Origin of the sequence: Streptomyces sp. CA-179760 (genome assembly GCF_050937045.1) — a bacterium.
GTDB lineage: Bacteria > Actinomycetota > Actinomycetes > Streptomycetales > Streptomycetaceae > Streptomyces.
The window spans coordinates 8,737,614-8,752,862 of sequence record NZ_JBNJLZ010000001.1; the positions used below are offsets into that span (position 1 = coordinate 8,737,614).

Below are 15,249 nucleotides of genomic sequence, written 5' to 3' on the forward strand. Positions count from 1 at the left end.
TCAGACAGCCGGACGAGTCGGCCCCGCGTGGGGGAGTGGTACAAAAAAGACCGCTTCGGCACCCACCCTCGACTGTGCCTCACCCCTGCGCACACCTCGACCAGGCCATCCGCCGCGCCCTTGCCGATCATCGCCGATCACGGGGTACTCCGGGCCCCCGGCAGCCGTAGAAAGGCCGAAGGGTTGAGCCCACGGACATCGCACGACGACGCCCACCCGCACGCCCCGGCCTCTGCCACAGCCGCCGCCCCGGCACCAGGGCAGCACGTCGTCATCATCGAGGACGACGAGGCCCTGGGCTGCTCGGCCGCCGCGCGCATCAGCCGTTGGGGCAGCACCGCGGACCGCCTGAGCCGCCCCGACGACGACGCTCTGCGCAGGCGTCTGCGGGAGCCGGCCGACGGCATCGTCATCGTCTCCCGGGACGACATCGTCGCCCTGCGCTACGCGCTGCTGGCCGAGCATCTCAAGCCCGGCGTCCGCCTGGTCGTGACCATCTTCGACCGCACGGTCGCGGACGAGGTCTCCCGGACGGTCCCGAACTGCACGGTGCTGAGCACGACCGACGTCATCGTGCCCAGCCTCCTCGCCGGCTGTCTCGCACCGCGGTACGCCATGCTCCTGCCGGCCGGCGACGACGTGGTCGGGGTCCGCCACGAGGGACGGACCGCCGTCGTCGAGCGGGTCCCCAGGCGGGCCCTCACCGCCGGCGGGCGCTCCCGGCCGCGCGGCACCTTCCCCGCCTGGTTCCGCTCGCTCGGCACCTCGGCCAGGGCACTCGTCGCGAGCTTCGCCGCCCTGCTCACGGTCCTCGTCGTGGATGTCACCCTGGGCGTCCTCGTGCTGCACGAGCACTGGACCGACGCCACCTGGCACGCCGCTCGTACGCTCACCACGATCGGCTCCTCACCGGCCGCCGAGCACGGACCCGGGTGGTACAAGATCGTCTCCGCCCTCTCCATGCTCTTCGCCCTGGTCCTGGCGGCCGTCTTCACCGCCAGTGTGGTCGACCGCTTCACCGGGCACCGCATGACGACCATCCTGGGAGCCCGGTCGATCCCGCGCCGAGGCCATGTCGTCGTGGTCGGACTGGGGCAGGTGGGCCTGCGCCTGTCGGCCCGGCTGCGCCGCCTCGGGCTGCGCGTCGTCGCCGTGGAGCGTGATCCGCACGCGCCCTGTCTGCCCCTGGCCCGCGCCCTCGGCATCCCCGTCGTCCTGGGCCGTGGCGGCGACCGCTTCCTGCTCGAACGCCTCTGTGTCCGGCGGGCCCGCGCGCTGGCGGCCGTCGCCTCCGACGGGCTGGAGAACATCGCGGTCGCGGTCACCACCCGCGCGGTCGCGGCCGACCAGCGCATCGTCCTGCGGGCCGGGGAGACGAGGTCACCCGGGAGTCGCGGTCGCTGTTCCGTATCGGTGCCGTCTGCGACGTCACGCAGATCGTCGCCGCGTCCGTGGCCCTGTCCGTGCTGGACGCCGCCCCGCTCAGCGTCTTCGTGGCCGACGGCCGGACGTGCGCGCTCTTCCCGGACGACCGAGTCGTGGACCTCGCCGCCTGGGACGCCGACCGCGAACGGCAGCCGTCCCTGGACTGACCCTGCCCGGCGGACGCTGCCGACACGGCGGGCCACCCAGACCCGCCCCCTGTCATTCCCGGCCGGGCAGCGCCTGCTCGAACCAGACGACCTTGCCCGTGCTCACCCGGGTCGCTCCCCAGCGCTCCGCCAGCTGGTCGACCAGGAACAGTCCCCGGCCACCCTCGTCACTCAGCCTGGCGTGCCGCATCCTCGGCACCTGCGGCGAGTCGTCGCCCACCTCGCAGCGGAGTACGTCCGTGCGGAGCAGGCGCAGGGTGATCGGCCGGGACGCGAAGCGTACGGCGTTCGCCACCACCTCGCTGACCAGCAGTTCGGCCGGCTCCACGATCGCGTCAAGACCCCAGTGCCGCAGTGTCCTTCGCGTCAGCCGGCGTGCCTGCCCCGCGGTCTGCGGCCGTGGAGCCATGTACCAGTACGCCACCGTCTCGGGCAGGATGCCCTCGAACCGGGCTGCGAGCAGCGCGATGTCGTCGTCCCGGTCGCGCGTGCCCAGCGTGCCGAGTGCCTGGTCGCACAGCACTTCCAGCGCCGGGGGCTCCGAACCCGTGGTGGAACCGGCAGTGGCAGCGCGCAGATGTGCGCACAGCCGCTCCACGCCGGACAGCACGTCCGAGTCGCGGGACTCGACGAGCCCGTCGGTGTACAGCAGCAGGGTCGCTCCGGACGGCGCGTGCATCTCGGTGGACTCGAAGACGCCGCTGCCGACGCCGATCGGCGCCCCGGGCGGGATCGGCAGTACCTCCTTCCGGCCGTCCGTGTGGAGGAGCACCGGGGGTGGGTGACCGGCGTTGGCGACCAGCAGCCGATGCAGTACGGGGTCGTACATCGCGTACAGGCAGGTCGCCATGTGCTCGCTGCCCAGCCGCTCCGCCTGCTCGTCGAGGTGGTGCAGGACCTCGTCGGGAGGAAGGTCGAGCCCGGCCAGGGTCTGCACGATCGTGCGCAGCTGGCCCATGATGGCGGCCGACGTCATGGAATGGCCCATGACGTCGCCGATCACGAGCGCGACACGGTTGCCGGGCAGGGGGATCGCGTCGTACCAGTCGCCGCCCACCTCGGAGGCCCGCGAGGCGGGCAGGTAACGGCTTGCCAGCCGGACTCCGGTCGGCTGGGGCAGTGCCGGAGGGAGCATCGTGCGCTGCAGTGCGGCCGCGACCGATGTCTCGCGCAGGTAGAGCGCGGCCTTGTCGACGCCGAGTGCGGTGTGGGTGGCGAGCTGGGAGGCGACGAGCAGGTCGTCTTCGGTGAAGGCGGGCCGGTCGGGGCGGCGGATGAGGACGACGCTGCCCATGACGTGGCGGCGGCCGTGCAGCGGGGCGATGATCAGCCGCGGTCCCGGGTGCGCCGCTCCGGGAGGACTCGCCGGTCCCAGCGGTCCCAGCAACTCGGTCAGGGCGGGAACGACCCCAGGAGCATCCCCCGACACGGGCTGCCCGGCTTGCAGCAGCTCGGCCAGCCGGCCGTCGGCGGCCGGGCGTACGACGTCCGCCGGTCCCACGTCCGCCGAGGCCTCCGGGGGAGACCGGGCCCGCGGGCGGCCGGATCCCTCGGCGGCGCCCGGTCCGTGCTGTGCAACCGCAGCATAGCGGGGGCGCCAGGACCTTCGTCCCCGACCGGCAGCGGATCGGACAGGTGGACGAAGGCCGTGTCGGCGAAGGCCGGCACGGCCGCCCGGCAGAGTTCGTGCAACGCCTCGTCGAGATCGATGCCGCGGGCGATCCGGCGCGTCGCCTCGTCGAGGTAGCGGAGCCGGTCGGTCTGCGGTCCGAGGAGCTGTGGCGAACGCGGGGGCGTGACATGCTCCTTCGCCCTGGCCCCCCTGCCGGGGTGTTCATGAGCTCCCAGGTGCTTCGTCACTGTGTCGCTTCCGTCTGGGTGGGCCCCTGCCGGTGCGGGCGGAGATAGGGCCGTCAGCCGTGCCGCCGGCAGCGCAGGAAGATCTGCACCTCGGGCGGTACGTCGGCGCTCGCGGGTGCGTAGGTGTAGGAGGCCTCCTCGACGATCTCGAAGCCGGCCTCCTCGACGATCTCCCGCAGCTCGTCCCGCAGGTACCCGGACACCCGGATGGTCCTTCCGAGGAACGGGATCGAGAAGTCGTCCACGTCGGCCTCCACCATCGACAGCACGAACATGCCGTCCGGCACCAGCAGATGGCGGACGGTCCGCAGTGCGAGGGGGATCTCGGTGCGCGGCAGCATGAGCAGGGAGAAGAAGGCGGCCACCGCGCCGAACCGGCCGAGGTCGCAGGGTCCTCCCGGCCGCAGATCAGCGATGTCCACCTGGTGGAATGTGCCGTCGGGCACGTGCTCGCGGGCAAGGGCGACCATTCCGCCTGACAGGTCGACGCCGGCGACCTCGAAGCCGGCCTCCGCCAGCTGCCGGGCGGTCGGGAGCCCGGTGCCACATCCCAGGTCCAGCACGCGGGACCCGGCCGGCAGGGAGTCCACGAGCCACTCGGCGGCCGCGACCTGCCCTTCCTTGTGCGGGAAGGCCTCGTCGTAGTGGTCGCCGATGGCGTCGAAGGCCTCGGCCTGGCCGGTGCGGTCAGGCAGCTCGTCCTCGTAGCCCAGCTTGCCGGGAGGGCTGCTGCTCACAGGCGTACCCCCTTGCCCATCCTGCGTAATTTTTCCATATATCCTCCCCTGTCGGGTCCGGGTCGACATCCTCATACGCACGGTAGCCCTCGCACAGCGCATGGAGTGGGCGGCCTTGAGCCGCTGGGAGGCGGGCCGGGAGTGGCGCACCAGGACCTGCACTGATCAGCAGGCGCGGCGGGCGGTGACGTCATGCCTTGTGTTAATGTCACGCGTTTGCGTGGTCGTCGCGGTGGACGGTCCCGCGTATGCGGTTCCGCTTGTGCGTGGGCTGTTCGATCCTGCCGGGCTTTCCTCGGTGTGTTCCTCTGCGGAAGGCTGTTCATGAAGCATCCCGATGACTCCGGCACGGCTCACGGCGGTCCCGCCCAGCCCGAGGCCACGACCCCGGCGCTGCCCCCGGCTGTCTCCTTCGCCGGTCTGGCACTGCCGGGGAGGTGCAGCGGACCCTGAGCGGACTCGGGATGCGCGAACCCTTCCCGATCCAGGCCGCCACACTGCCCGATGCCCTGGAGGGGCGCGACGTGCTGGGACGCGGGCGCACCGGATCGGGCAAGACACTCGCCTTCGGCCTGCCGCTGCTGACACGTACGGCCGGGCGGCGCGCCGAACCGAAGCAGCCCCTCGCTCTGGTCCTCGTGCCCACCCGGGAGCTGGCCCAGCAGGTCACCCAGGCGCTGGCGCCGTACGCCGAGGCACTGCGGCTGCGGATGGCCACGGTCGTCGGCGGCATGTCGATCGGCCGGCAGGCCGCCGCGCTGCGCCAGGGAGCCGAAGTGGTCGTCGCCACCCCCGGGCGCCTCCACGACCTGATCGAGCGCAACGCCTGCCGCCTGGGACGGGTGAGGATCACCGTGCTGGACGAGGCCGACCAGATGTGCGACCTGGGATTCCTGCCGCAGGTTGTCGACGTCCTCGACCAGGTGCACCCCGACGGTCAGCGGATGCTGTTCTCGGCCACTCTGGATCGCGACGTCGATCAGCTGGTCCGCCGCTACCTCCACGACCCCGTCGTCCACTCGGTCGACCCGTCCGCGGGCACGGTCACGACGATGGAGCACCACGTGCTGGTCGTCCACGGTCCTGACCGCTACGCCGTCACCACGGAGATCGCCGCCCGCGACGGCCGCGTACTGCTGTTCCTCGACACCAAGCACGCTGTCGACCAGCTCACCCGGCATCTGCGGGCCAGCGGGGTGCACGCCGGGGCCCTGCACAGCGGCAAGTCCCAGCCACAGCGCACACGGACCCTGGCGCAGTTCAAGAACGGCCAGATCACCGTTCTGGTGGCGACCAATGTCGCGGCCCGCGGCCTGCACGTCGACGATCTCGATCTCGTGGTCAACGTCGACCCGCCCACCGACCCCAAGGACTATGTGCACCGGGCGGGCCGCACCGCCCGCGCCGGTGAGTCCGGCAGCGTGGTCACGCTCGTGCTGGCGGCCCAGCGCCGCGAGACGAGCCGCATGATGTCCGAGGCCGGCATCGAACCGACCGTCACCAAGGTGCGCTCGGGCGAGGCGGAGCTGAGCCGGGTCACCGGCGCCAAGGCTCCCTCCGGTACCCCGCTCGACGGGGGGCCCGCCGCCCCCCGGCCCAAGAACACCAACGTTCCCTTCCGCGGCCTCGGCACCAGCAAGGACACCTCCCGCGGTGCCGGTGGCAAGTCCCGAAAGGCCGGCGAGGCCCGCAAGCTCGCCGAGGCCCGCAAGGCCGCCCTCGTGCGTCGCAACGGCTGAGAGCCGTTGCCCTGGGAAGTGAACGTCCTGGCCGCGCGTTCGGCACCCCTCGGCCCGGCCCGTGCCGAAGGAGCAGGATGATGTTGCGCCCCGGAAGGCGCCCGGCATGACAAGCTGTGCTTGCTCACCCCCCCGAACCCAGGAGGTCACCATGACCGCAGAGCCCGTATCCCCGGAAGGTTCGGAGCCGACCACGCCCGAGACGTCCCCTCTGGCGCCGGACAGCGACGGCAACTACGACCTCAAGCGCAAGTTCCGCGAAGCCCTGGCGCGCAAGCGCGGTGCGCAGGCGGACGCCGCTGACATCGCCGCCAACCGCGATGCGTCGAAGGTGCGCGGGGCGCACGGCCCGGCGGTGAACCAGCGGTCGTTCAGGCGTAAGAGCGGCGGCTGAGTCGATCAGTCCCGCGATCTGGCCGCTTCACCGGCACTCTGCGCGCTGTCCACTCGCGCGCCCCGAACTGGACACCGCCCGGGGAGAGGGCTGGACCTTCCGCCTGGTCCTCCCCGCAGCCGACTCCGGACGGGAACGTCGGTGACCGTCGGGGACGGGCCGAAGCAGCCGCGGACGAGCAGCCACAGTGCCTTCGTCGATACTCAGGCCCTGGTGGGTGCCTCGTCCGCCGGACTGTGACTGGCCCGGGCGATGAGCAGGGCCACGTCGTCGGGGTTTCCTTCCCCACGCAGGGTGCGCAGAAGCAGCTCGCAGGTGGCGTTCAGCGAACGGCCGGCATGGCCGAGGACTTCGAGGAGCGTGTCCAGGCGCGCGTCGATCGGCTGGTCGCGGGTCTCGACGAGGCCGTCGGTGTAGAGGACGAGTTGGTTCCCCGGCCGGAAGGCGATGGAGGTGGTGTCGAAGGAGGTGCCGCAGACGCCCAGGGGCGCGCCCGTGGGCAGGTCGAGAAGTTCGGGTCCGCCCGGGTGGAGAAGGACGGGCGGCAGGTGCCCGGCGACGGAGATGTGGCATTCCGCGGTGCGGGGGTCGAAGACGGCGTAGACGCAGGTCGCGATGGTGCCGAGGCCGTCCGTGATGCGGTCGAGGTGGTGCAGGACCTGGGCGGGGGCCAGATCGAGGTCGGCGAGGGTTCTCGCGGCCGTGCGCAGTTGCCCCATGGCGGCAGCGGCGGTGACACCGCTGCCCATCACGTCGCCGATGACGAGGGCTGTCTTGTCGCCGGCCAGGGAGATGACGTCGAACCAGTCGCCGCCGATCTCGATGGTGGCCTGGGCGGGGCGGTAGCGGTAGGCGATGTCGAGGCCGGGCCGCCGCGGCGGGGGATGGGGGAGCAGGCTGCGCTGGAGGGTGAGGGCGGTGCGACGCTGTTCCTCCACGGCACGGTGGCGGTCGGTGACGTCGACACTGGAGGTGGCCACTCCCAGCACTTTCCCGTTGGGGGCTTCGAGTCGGTAGAACGAGATCGACCAGGCATGATCGTTGTGCGGGTCGGCCGCTGTGCGCCCGACGACGTACTGGTCCAGGATGGGGTCCCGGTGGCCAGGACTTCACGCATGGCCGCTTCGAAGGACTCGTCGAGGAAGGGCAGCACCTCATGGATGTGGTGGCCGATGTGCTCGGCGGCCGGCACGCCGTTCATCCGTTCTTCCGCGGGGTTGACGGAGATGTACCGCAGATCGGTGTCCAGCATGCCCAGCCCGATCGGTGACTGGGACACCAGCCGGGCGGACAGGGACAGGTTCCGCTCCACACTCCGCAGCGTGGCCTGGTCCGTGGCCAGCCCCAATGCCCAGTAGTCGTGCCGGTCGTCCTGCAGCCGCATGTTGCGGAACTCCACCAGTCGGGTGCTGCCGTCCTTGTGCCGGACGGGGAAGACCCCGGCCCAGCTTTCGCCGTCCCGCATGACCTGGGCGAGCAGGGTGAGGACGGTGTCGAGGTGCTTCTTGTCGATCAGCAGGTGGGCCGCGTACTGGCCCAGTGCCTCCTCGGCGGTGTAGCCGAAGAGGATCTCGGCCTGCGGGCTCCAGAGATCGATCCTGCCCTCGGCGTCGAGGAGGACAGCGGCGACGTTCAGCACGTCGAGCAGCCCACCCGGCCCGGACGGAGCGACATCCGCTGTGCCGGGATCATCCCGGAAGGGTTCAGCCGCACCCATGCTCCAGGCTCCTTCCCGGCTCCCGTCGAACCTCGGCAACTCCATCGTCCCCTCCGCCGCGTGGGCGGGCAGCCGGGGCGCAGGACACGGGTGGCGTCGCCTGCCCTCAATGTCCGTGCTCGCCGCGCGATCCGCTGGTGTGGGCGAAGCGGCCCCGAGTGTTATTGAATGAGGTGTGCGGTCAGGAATCTCGGGCCCTGTCGCCCGGGTTCTGGTACGGCCCCGGCGCTGTGCCGGGGTTGGCGAGCGAGCTGAGAGAGCCGCATGGACTCCACCCCCTACCCCTCGTCCGCGTCGCCGTTCGACATGGTCAGCGGCGCTCTGGGGCAGTACATCCCACGCGGCGGGGCGGCAGCGGCCGCCGGTTCTGCCGCCCCGCGGGGCGACAGCGCCTCCAGCCAACGGGTACACGCCGATCCGACGACCGGCCGTCAGGAGCAGATCCTCGGCGCGGTCAATCTGGACCGGGATCTGAGGATCACCCGCTCCAACCTGGGCGCCCCCGTCTTCGCGGGGGTGGAGGCGGTGACCGGGAGCGCTTTCGTCGATCTGCTGCCTCCCTGGGACGTACCTACGGTCACGCGGCGGTTGCGGCAGGTGCTCGAGACCGGTGAGCCGCATGTCGCCCGGGTCCAGCGCCTGCGGCGCGGTGACGGGTCGGAGCTGGTGGTCTCGATGAGCATCCTGGCCGCCGCGCCGCCTCAGGACGGCCTGACCGTCTCCCTGATCGCCATGGCCAGGAGGCTGCACCTGTACGCCGCCGAGACCGCGATCGGCACCTCGCTGGACATCGGCGAGACCGCGCAGTCGCTGGCGGAGTCACTGCTGGCCTGGGGAGACGTGGCCGCCATCGACCTCGACCTCGCCGTGTGGACGGGGGAGGTGGTCACCGAGCAGCCGCAGCGGCGCATCCGGCTGCGGCGCGCGGCCCTGGTGCCGGACCGGGCTTGGCCCGACGGCTACGTGACTCCGGGCGACGATCTTCCCGGCGATGCGAGTCGCCTGCTGTCCCAGGCGATACGGCGTGACGACGCCGCTCAGGCCATCGTCATACCCGACCGGGCGGAGATCGAGCGGGTACTCGGCAGTCCGCGGCTGGTACGTGCGCTGGTGCCCGGTGACCGTGCGGCGGGTGTGGCGTACATACCGCTGGTCCTGAACGGTGCGCCGCCCGTGGTGCTGGGCGTGGCGGAGGTCTGGCGGCGGGCGGACCGCCCCTTCCACGACAGCGAGCTGCTCGACCTGCAGGAGCTGGTGGCCCGGACCTCGCACCACGTCGACCTGGCCCGTCAGCACCAGCGCGAGCACACGCAGGTGCTGGCATTGCAGCGCCGACTGCTGCCACGGTCCGCCGGCGACACCATCGAGACCGCCAGTGTCTACCAGCCCGCCACCCCCGACAGCGCCGGTGTCGGCGGTGACTGGGTGAACAGCTTTCCGCTGCCGGACGGCCGTACCGCGCTGGTCGTCGGAGACGTCGTCGGGCACGGCCTGGGAGCCGCGGCGACCATGGGACAGCTGAGCATGGAGGCCCGTGCCCTGCTGTCCGCGGGGCTGGCGCCGAACGAGGTGCTGGAGCACCTGGACGAGACCGTGACGCTGCTGGACGACACGGAGTCCGGGCTGGTGGCCGGTTACAGCGCCCTCGGGTCGACCTGCTGCATCGCCGTCTACGACCCGGTCAGCCACCAGGTGGCGCTGTCCAGCGCCGGCCACCTCCCCCCGGTCCTGGTGCCTCCGGACGGGCCCGCCGGCTCTGTCGCGGTACGCCCGCACCCCGGGCTGGGCGCCGAGTTCGCGCTGCGGGAGCCGTTCGACGTGCACGTGTTCGCCGTGCCCCCGGGCTCGCTGCTCGCCCTCTACACCGACGGCCTGGTGGAGGATCCCGCCCTGTCGATCGACGAGGGCATCGGCAGGCTGGCGGACGCCGTGTCCACGGTGCACCCCTGGGATGCCCTGCAGCAGGCCGCCCGGCGCCTGGTGTCCGAGCTGGCCCCCGTACGCCGGCGCGACGACGTGACCCTGCTGCTCGCGCGCATGATCGGCTACCGAAAGGAGGACACCGCGACCTGGCGTCTGCCCGCCCGCGGCGACGCGGCCGCCCGGGCCCGCGTGCTGGTCTCCGCGCTGCTGGGGCAATGGCGCACCAGAGGCGACACCCGGGACAGCGTGCTGCTGGTGGTCAGCGAGCTGGTCGCCAACGCGGTCCGCTTCGCCGAGGGACCGATCACGATTCGGCTGATCAGGGCCGGCCACGGGCTGCTGTGCGAGGTGGGTGACACCGGCAACGGCAGGCCGCGGCTGGGCCGGGGCGGGCTTTTCGACGACAGTGGCCGTGGCTTGCACGTCGTGCATGGGCTCACCACCCGGTGGGGGTGCGGTGGACGGACACCGGGAAGGTGGTCTGGGCGTCTGTCGAGAGGTGAAGCGGCTACAGCCACTGCCCTTCCAGAGCGGTGGCCGTGAGCCCCGGGGCCGCCGCGTACAGGACGGCGTGGCTGCCTCGTTCCTGCCCGGCGTCGTACGCCCTGCGCAGGATGTCGAAGACGGCGGCGCCTCCGCGGTTGCCGCTGGTGTAGCTGTCCCGGCTGTAGTCCAGCAGCCCCGACGGCCACCCGTCGGGCATCGTCTGCTCCATGTACTCCAGCACGCGTGTCCCGCCGGGGTGCGCGAGCAGGACGTCGGGGTGCCAGGAGTCGGGGTCGTCCTGGTAGCGGACGCGCAGCCACTCCCACATCGCGGTGACCGTCTCCTGTACGGCGCGCGGCCCGCGCCGGTCCATCACGAAGTGGGTACCGTCCTCACGTGTCTCCAGGCGGTGCAGGTCCTGGGTGCCCGCCAGCGTGTGGTGCCAGGCGGCGTCCAGGCGCAGCACCGACTCGGGCTTCGGACGGCCCGTGACCACCGCGGCGACCGCGGTGTCCGCGAACAGCAACCGGACGATCAAGGACTCCAGGGTGTCGTCCGCGGGCTGGTAGGTCGTGCTCAGTGCCTCCGATATGACGACCAGGACCACCCGGTCGGGATCCGCCGCCACGAGATCAGCTGCCAGCGCCAGGGAGCGGGTCCCGGCGACACAGGCCCACTGCGTGGCCGGCAGCAGCATCACGTCGTCGCGGAGCGGGAGCCTGTTGGCCAGGGCGACGTCCAGGCCCGGCAGCGCCGGGGTGGTGGAGTGGCTGGTGATCAGGCAGTCGACGTCCGCGGCGTCCAGCCCGGCGATCTGCAGGGCCCCGCGTGCCGCATGCTCCCCGCAGGACCGCACGGCCGCCCAGGCCGGCGCGGTGCGCTCCTGGACGGTCTGCGGCGCGGGTACCGACTCGAGGGCGGCGATCACGCGATCCACGTCCTTCTCGGTGAACCCGTCGCCGGTCAGGGCCTCCCGGGCGGGCCCGATACCGGCAGCCGGCAGGGCGCTCCCGTTGCCAGGTGCGACGGCGGTCTCCAGCGGCAGCATCCACCCGCGGTTCTCGATGCCCGTACTGGCCGCGATGCCGTCGATCCGCGGCGCCCACGCGGCGTCCGGGTGCCGGTCGCGTACTTCCGCGACGATCTGGCTGGTCTTCACGGTGTGCTCGCCGTGTATCACGGCAGGCGGGTACAGATAAGCGGCCATGGTCGGCACCTTTCTCCGGGGTGACGAGGCGGAGCATCACGAACGCTGTGTCATGGATCACTTGGACGTGGTACGTCCAAGTCGATGCCGGCGCGCTCCACTTCGGGCTTCGGCAGCCGTTCCGAGAATGGACGCTAAATGGACATTTGCGCTGTGATTTGGGCAACTTAGGCAGTTTTGTCATGCGTGACATGGCGCACACTGCTCGACTCGTCGCCCCGGAGGTCCCTCAGTCGAGGCAGAACTCGTTGCCCTCGATGTCCCGCATCACGATGCACGACTCATTGACACCATCGGCGACGAGCAGTCGCTCGCGTACCGCGCCGAGCGGGACCAGCCGTGCGCATTCGGCCTCAAGCGTGGCCAGGCGCTCCGCCCCCACGAGCCCGGTGCCGACCCGCACGTCGAGATGCACCCGATTCTTGACGACCTTGCCTTCCGGAACGCGCTGAAAGAACAGCCGCGGCCCCACCCCTGAGGGATCAACGCATGCGAACCACGCACCCTGATCCTCAGGAGGCAGGGAGCGGTTGAATTCGTCCCAGGTGGCGAACCCCTCCGGCGGCTGAGGTACGACGTATCCCAGCACCTCGCACCAGAAGCGGGCGACACGCTCAGGATCCGCGCAGTCGAAGGTGACTTGGAACTGCTTGATCGATGACATCGGCGCACCATAGCGCCTCGTCCGCCCGGCCACCGCTGAATTTGTTGGACATGTCGTCGGCTCTCCCAGACCATTCGCGCTGTGACAGACAAAGCCGAGCGCCTGACCTCAGTCCCCACGAGCACGAAGTCCGTGCGATGTGTCGAGTTGTCGAGCACGGCCATGGTCGCCTTGCTGGAGGACGACCTGGCTGGAGCCAGTGACGAAGCGGGTGTCGCTCTCACCGAGTACTTCGTCACCGACAGGGCGAAGTGGGTGTGGCGGTACCGGGTCGATCAGCTGGCCTCGGACCCGGGGTGCGCGGGGTGGCTCACACAGATCGTGGTGGCCGAGCCGGAGGGGGTCGTCGTGGGATATGCCGGGTTCCATGGGCCGCCGGACGAGGCGGGCATGGTGGAACTCGGTTACTCGGTGGTCCCCGTCCACCGCCGTCAGGGCTACGCCAGGGCGATACTGACCGCGCTGGTGCGGCGGGCCGCCGCCGAAGCCGAGGTCAGGATCGTGCGGGCGACGATCAGCCCTGACAACGCCGCGTCCCTGGCCACGATCTCCGGGTTCGGCTTCGTGGAGGTCGGAGAGCAATGGGACGAGGAGGACGGCCTCGAGCTCATCTTTGAAGTCCCCGCCTGAATCGAGGCATCGCGCGCTCCGGTGAGGCAGCCGACACCGTCGGCGGTGATCAGCGGGGGAGAGGGACGGTCCGCCACGGACCAGGATGGAGAAGGCCGGAAGAGCGGGTGCGACCGAGGTGTGCGGCTTCCCTTCCACCCGGTCTTCCCGCCGGACGAGCACGCCCGGCACGTCCTGGCCCGGGCTGCTCGAGAACCCTCCGCCTGCGCCATGATGAACGAACCCATACCGAGGAGTCCTTCCATGTTCCGCGGCCTCAGTGCCTTCCCCCTCACGCCCACGACGGAAGAGGGCATCGACGAGCGGGCGTTCAGTGCCCTGGTCTCCCGCCTCGCCGCAGCGGGCGTCGACTCCATCGGCGCCCTCGGCTCCACCGGCGGCTACGCCTACCTGACGCGCGAGGAGCGCGCCCGCGTGGCGAGGCTCGCGGTCGAAGCCGCCGACGGTGTCCCGGTCATGGCGGGCATCGGGGCACTGCGCACCTCGCAGGTGCTCTCCGTCGCCGAGGACGCGCAGAAGGCCGGCGTGTCCGCGGTCCTGCTCGCCCCGATGACGTATCAGTCCCTCACCGACGACGAGGTGTTCGGCCTGTACGAGAGCGTCACCCGTGAGCTGTCGGTACCGCTGTGCGTCTACGACAATCCCCGCACCACCCACGTCCACTTCACCGACGAACTCCACGGCCGCATCGCCGAGTTGCCGAACGTGGCAGCGGTCAAGATTCCGCCGGTGCCCGAGGAACCGGCGGCCGCGCGACAGCGCGTCGCGGCGTTGCGAACACTGCTCCCGGACACGGTCAGCGTCGGTGTGAGCGGCGACTGGACGGCGGCCACCGGACTGAACGCGGGGTGTGACGCGTGGTACTCGGTCGTCGGCGGCCTGTTCCCCGCCACCGCCCTCGCCCTCACCCGGGCCGCCCAGTCCGGCGATGCGGCAGGCGCCACGGCTCACTCCGAGCGGCTGGGGCCCCTCTGGGAGCTCCTTTGCCAGTACGGCGGCCTGCGCGTGATGTCGGCGGCCGCCTCGCATCTGGGCCTCGCGCCCGAGCCGAATCTCCCGCTGCCCCTGCGGGGACTGCCCTCCGGCGCCCGACGCCGACTGGTCACCGTCCTGGAGAACCTCGCCCTGGGAACCAGTGTGTGACCGGCCCACTTGAGCTCGGCGGGGGTCTTCAACTGCTGGTCTTCAAGGCCGGGTGAGTGAGCGTAACCATGTGTGAGTGAGACGCTGAAGCTGGACCGTACGCCGCACCCTGTTCGCCGCCCTGTTCGCCACCCCGGTCCGGTACACGGGCATGTCCTTCGTCTACCAGGTGTCCGGCATCTTCGCGTCCGGCGTCCCTCCCTCTGATCATGACCGCCCTGCTGGCGCTCGGTTCGGGCAGTCCGTGGTGGGCCTGCGGCTATCTGGCGCTGACCGGCCTGGTCAGCGTGTGGGCGACCGGCCGGCTGCGGGACGGGGATCTGCAGGTGCCGACCGGACCGGCGTCCGCCCGCCGAATGTGACCGGATAGCTGCATCCCCAACAGGCCGGACCTCGAGTGGGGCCACCGCGGCGACGACACGACGACCGGCTGGGGCTTCGTCGAGTTCTCCACCGCCCTCGCCCCGGACCGCCGAATGTATCGACCGTCTCAAGGCCTTGAGCCGCCACACCCGACGCGCCATGCCTCGAGGTGACGATCACTCCGTTGATCTGAGGTTCTTGCGCTGATTGGCATGGAAGCGTGCCTTCTTCTGGCGATTTCCGCACGTGTTCATGTCACACCATTTGCGGGTGCGGCTCTGGCTGGTGTCGAAGAACGCGGCCAGGCAGGTCGGTGATGCGCACAAGGCCAGCTTTCCGTCTCGTTCGCCCGCGATGATGCTGATCGCGTCGGCGGCGATCACGCCGAGCGCATCCTCCACGCGGGAAGCCGAGCTGAGCCGCCATCGCCGCTCGCCCTCGGGCGTGAGGATCGCCGCCGCCCGGCCCTCAGCGCTTCGGTCATTGATGACTTGGACAGCGGACGCGGGGAGAGCGTCTTGGAGCGCGGCCGCTGTCGCGACGGCGTGAATCGACTCCCTCAGTTCCCGGGCGAGGTCGAGCTGGGCAGTGGTGCAGGAGTCCACGGCGAGGCCGTACACCGCCAGCCAGTCGACGAGTCGGTGGGGCGTGGGAATGCGCTCCACGGCGTCGCCATGACGCTCCGAGAGAGTCCCCGTGAAGCTGGTCGCCAGCACGCTGCCGAGGCGGAAGTCAGGGAATCCAGCAGACATGGAACCACCTTAGAGGGTTGCGGCGCGGCTCGGGAACCTGTT

The 15,249-nt window shown here is 71.1% G+C and carries 13 protein-coding genes and 4 pseudogenes; 8 read left to right on the plus strand and 9 right to left on the minus strand.

Annotation, left to right across the window (positions count from 1 at the left end):
* Nucleotides 1–443 precede the first annotated feature (443 nt).
* Together ACQEV8_RS39510 and ACQEV8_RS39515 are read right to left on the minus strand one after the other, a co-directional pair.
* The gene (locus ACQEV8_RS39510; RefSeq protein WP_432970824.1) at nt 444–827 is read right to left on the minus strand and encodes a hypothetical protein; all 384 of its coding nucleotides are present in this window, start codon (nt 825–827) and stop codon (nt 444–446) included.
* Nucleotides 828–906: 79 nt separating this feature from the next.
* A complete protein-coding gene (locus ACQEV8_RS39515) occupies nt 907–1,170 on the minus strand; it encodes a hypothetical protein (protein WP_432970827.1) in 264 nt (87 codons plus the stop codon).
* On the opposite strand from ACQEV8_RS39515, the pseudogene ACQEV8_RS39520 reads away from it, so the two are divergent.
* Both ACQEV8_RS39520 and ACQEV8_RS39525 read left to right on the plus strand, forming a co-directional pair.
* Nucleotides 1,099–1,314: pseudogene (locus ACQEV8_RS39520) on the plus strand (NAD-binding protein); the annotation flags it as partial. The gene ACQEV8_RS39515 and the pseudogene ACQEV8_RS39520 sit on opposite strands and share 72 nt — an antisense overlap.
* A 137-nt stretch (nt 1,315–1,451) precedes the next feature.
* Nucleotides 1,452–1,592: a hypothetical protein gene (locus ACQEV8_RS39525; RefSeq protein WP_432970830.1), complete on the plus strand. Its 141-nt coding sequence runs from the start codon at nt 1,452–1,454 to the stop codon at nt 1,590–1,592.
* A 52-nt stretch (nt 1,593–1,644) separates the two neighbouring features.
* On the opposite strand, the pseudogene ACQEV8_RS39530 reads toward ACQEV8_RS39525, so the two are convergent.
* Nucleotides 1,645–3,524, minus strand: a pseudogene (locus ACQEV8_RS39530) (SpoIIE family protein phosphatase).
* The gene (locus ACQEV8_RS39535) at nt 3,506–4,189 is read right to left on the minus strand and encodes a class I SAM-dependent DNA methyltransferase (RefSeq protein WP_432970833.1); all 684 of its coding nucleotides are present in this window, start codon (nt 4,187–4,189) and stop codon (nt 3,506–3,508) included. The pseudogene ACQEV8_RS39530 and the gene ACQEV8_RS39535 overlap by 19 nt, the downstream one beginning before the upstream one ends.
* Nucleotides 4,190–4,513: 324 nt before the next feature.
* Between ACQEV8_RS39535 and ACQEV8_RS39540 the strand changes: the two are divergent.
* Nucleotides 4,514–5,928 (plus strand): annotated as a pseudogene (locus ACQEV8_RS39540) (DEAD/DEAH box helicase).
* A gap of 151 nt (nt 5,929–6,079) precedes the next feature.
* Complete coding sequence (locus ACQEV8_RS39545) at nt 6,080–6,322, plus strand: DUF5302 domain-containing protein (protein ID WP_432970836.1); 243 nt, start codon at nt 6,080–6,082, stop codon at nt 6,320–6,322.
* A gap of 203 nt (nt 6,323–6,525) precedes the next feature.
* Here the strand turns inward: ACQEV8_RS39545 and ACQEV8_RS39550 are convergent, their stop codons facing one another.
* Together ACQEV8_RS39550 and ACQEV8_RS39555 are read right to left on the minus strand one after the other, a co-directional pair.
* Nucleotides 6,526–7,071, minus strand: a complete 546-nt coding sequence (locus tag ACQEV8_RS39550) for a PP2C family protein-serine/threonine phosphatase (RefSeq protein WP_432973322.1) — start codon at nt 7,069–7,071, stop codon at nt 6,526–6,528.
* Nucleotides 7,071–8,039: a PAS domain-containing protein gene (locus ACQEV8_RS39555; protein ID WP_432970839.1), complete on the minus strand. Its 969-nt coding sequence runs from the start codon at nt 8,037–8,039 to the stop codon at nt 7,071–7,073. Before ACQEV8_RS39555 ends, ACQEV8_RS39550 begins: the two co-directional genes overlap by 1 nt.
* Nucleotides 8,040–8,303: 264 nt before the next feature.
* On the opposite strand from ACQEV8_RS39555, the pseudogene ACQEV8_RS39560 reads away from it, so the two are divergent.
* Nucleotides 8,304–10,465 (plus strand): annotated as a pseudogene (locus ACQEV8_RS39560) (SpoIIE family protein phosphatase).
* 5 nt (nt 10,466–10,470) lie between these two features.
* Here the strand turns inward: ACQEV8_RS39560 and ACQEV8_RS39565 are convergent.
* Together ACQEV8_RS39565 and ACQEV8_RS39570 are read right to left on the minus strand one after the other, a co-directional pair.
* Nucleotides 10,471–11,655: a type III polyketide synthase gene (locus ACQEV8_RS39565; RefSeq protein ID WP_432970842.1), complete on the minus strand. Its 1,185-nt coding sequence runs from the start codon at nt 11,653–11,655 to the stop codon at nt 10,471–10,473.
* A 229-nt stretch (nt 11,656–11,884) separates the two neighbouring features.
* The gene (locus ACQEV8_RS39570; RefSeq protein WP_432970845.1) at nt 11,885–12,319 is read right to left on the minus strand and encodes a VOC family protein; all 435 of its coding nucleotides are present in this window, start codon (nt 12,317–12,319) and stop codon (nt 11,885–11,887) included.
* 162 nt (nt 12,320–12,481) lie between these two features.
* Between ACQEV8_RS39570 and ACQEV8_RS39575 the strand changes: the two genes are divergently transcribed.
* The 3 genes from ACQEV8_RS39575 (at nt 12,482) to ACQEV8_RS39585 (ending at nt 14,454) form a co-directional block, all read left to right on the plus strand.
* Nucleotides 12,482–12,949 (plus strand): GNAT family N-acetyltransferase, encoded by a 468-nt coding sequence (locus tag ACQEV8_RS39575; RefSeq protein ID WP_432973324.1) that lies wholly within the window; start codon nt 12,482–12,484, stop codon nt 12,947–12,949.
* Between the two features lie 243 nt (nt 12,950–13,192).
* The gene (locus ACQEV8_RS39580) at nt 13,193–14,092 is read left to right on the plus strand and encodes a dihydrodipicolinate synthase family protein (protein ID WP_432970848.1); all 900 of its coding nucleotides are present in this window, start codon (nt 13,193–13,195) and stop codon (nt 14,090–14,092) included.
* A gap of 209 nt (nt 14,093–14,301) precedes the next feature.
* Nucleotides 14,302–14,454, plus strand: coding sequence for a hypothetical protein (locus ACQEV8_RS39585; RefSeq protein ID WP_432970851.1), 153 nt, complete (start codon nt 14,302–14,304; stop codon nt 14,452–14,454).
* Nucleotides 14,455–14,631: 177 nt separating this feature from the next.
* Here ACQEV8_RS39585 and ACQEV8_RS39590 read toward each other — a convergent pair whose 3' ends face one another.
* A complete protein-coding gene (locus tag ACQEV8_RS39590) occupies nt 14,632–15,207 on the minus strand; it encodes a CGNR zinc finger domain-containing protein (protein ID WP_432970854.1) in 576 nt (191 codons plus the stop codon).
* Nucleotides 15,208–15,249 lie beyond the last annotated feature (42 nt).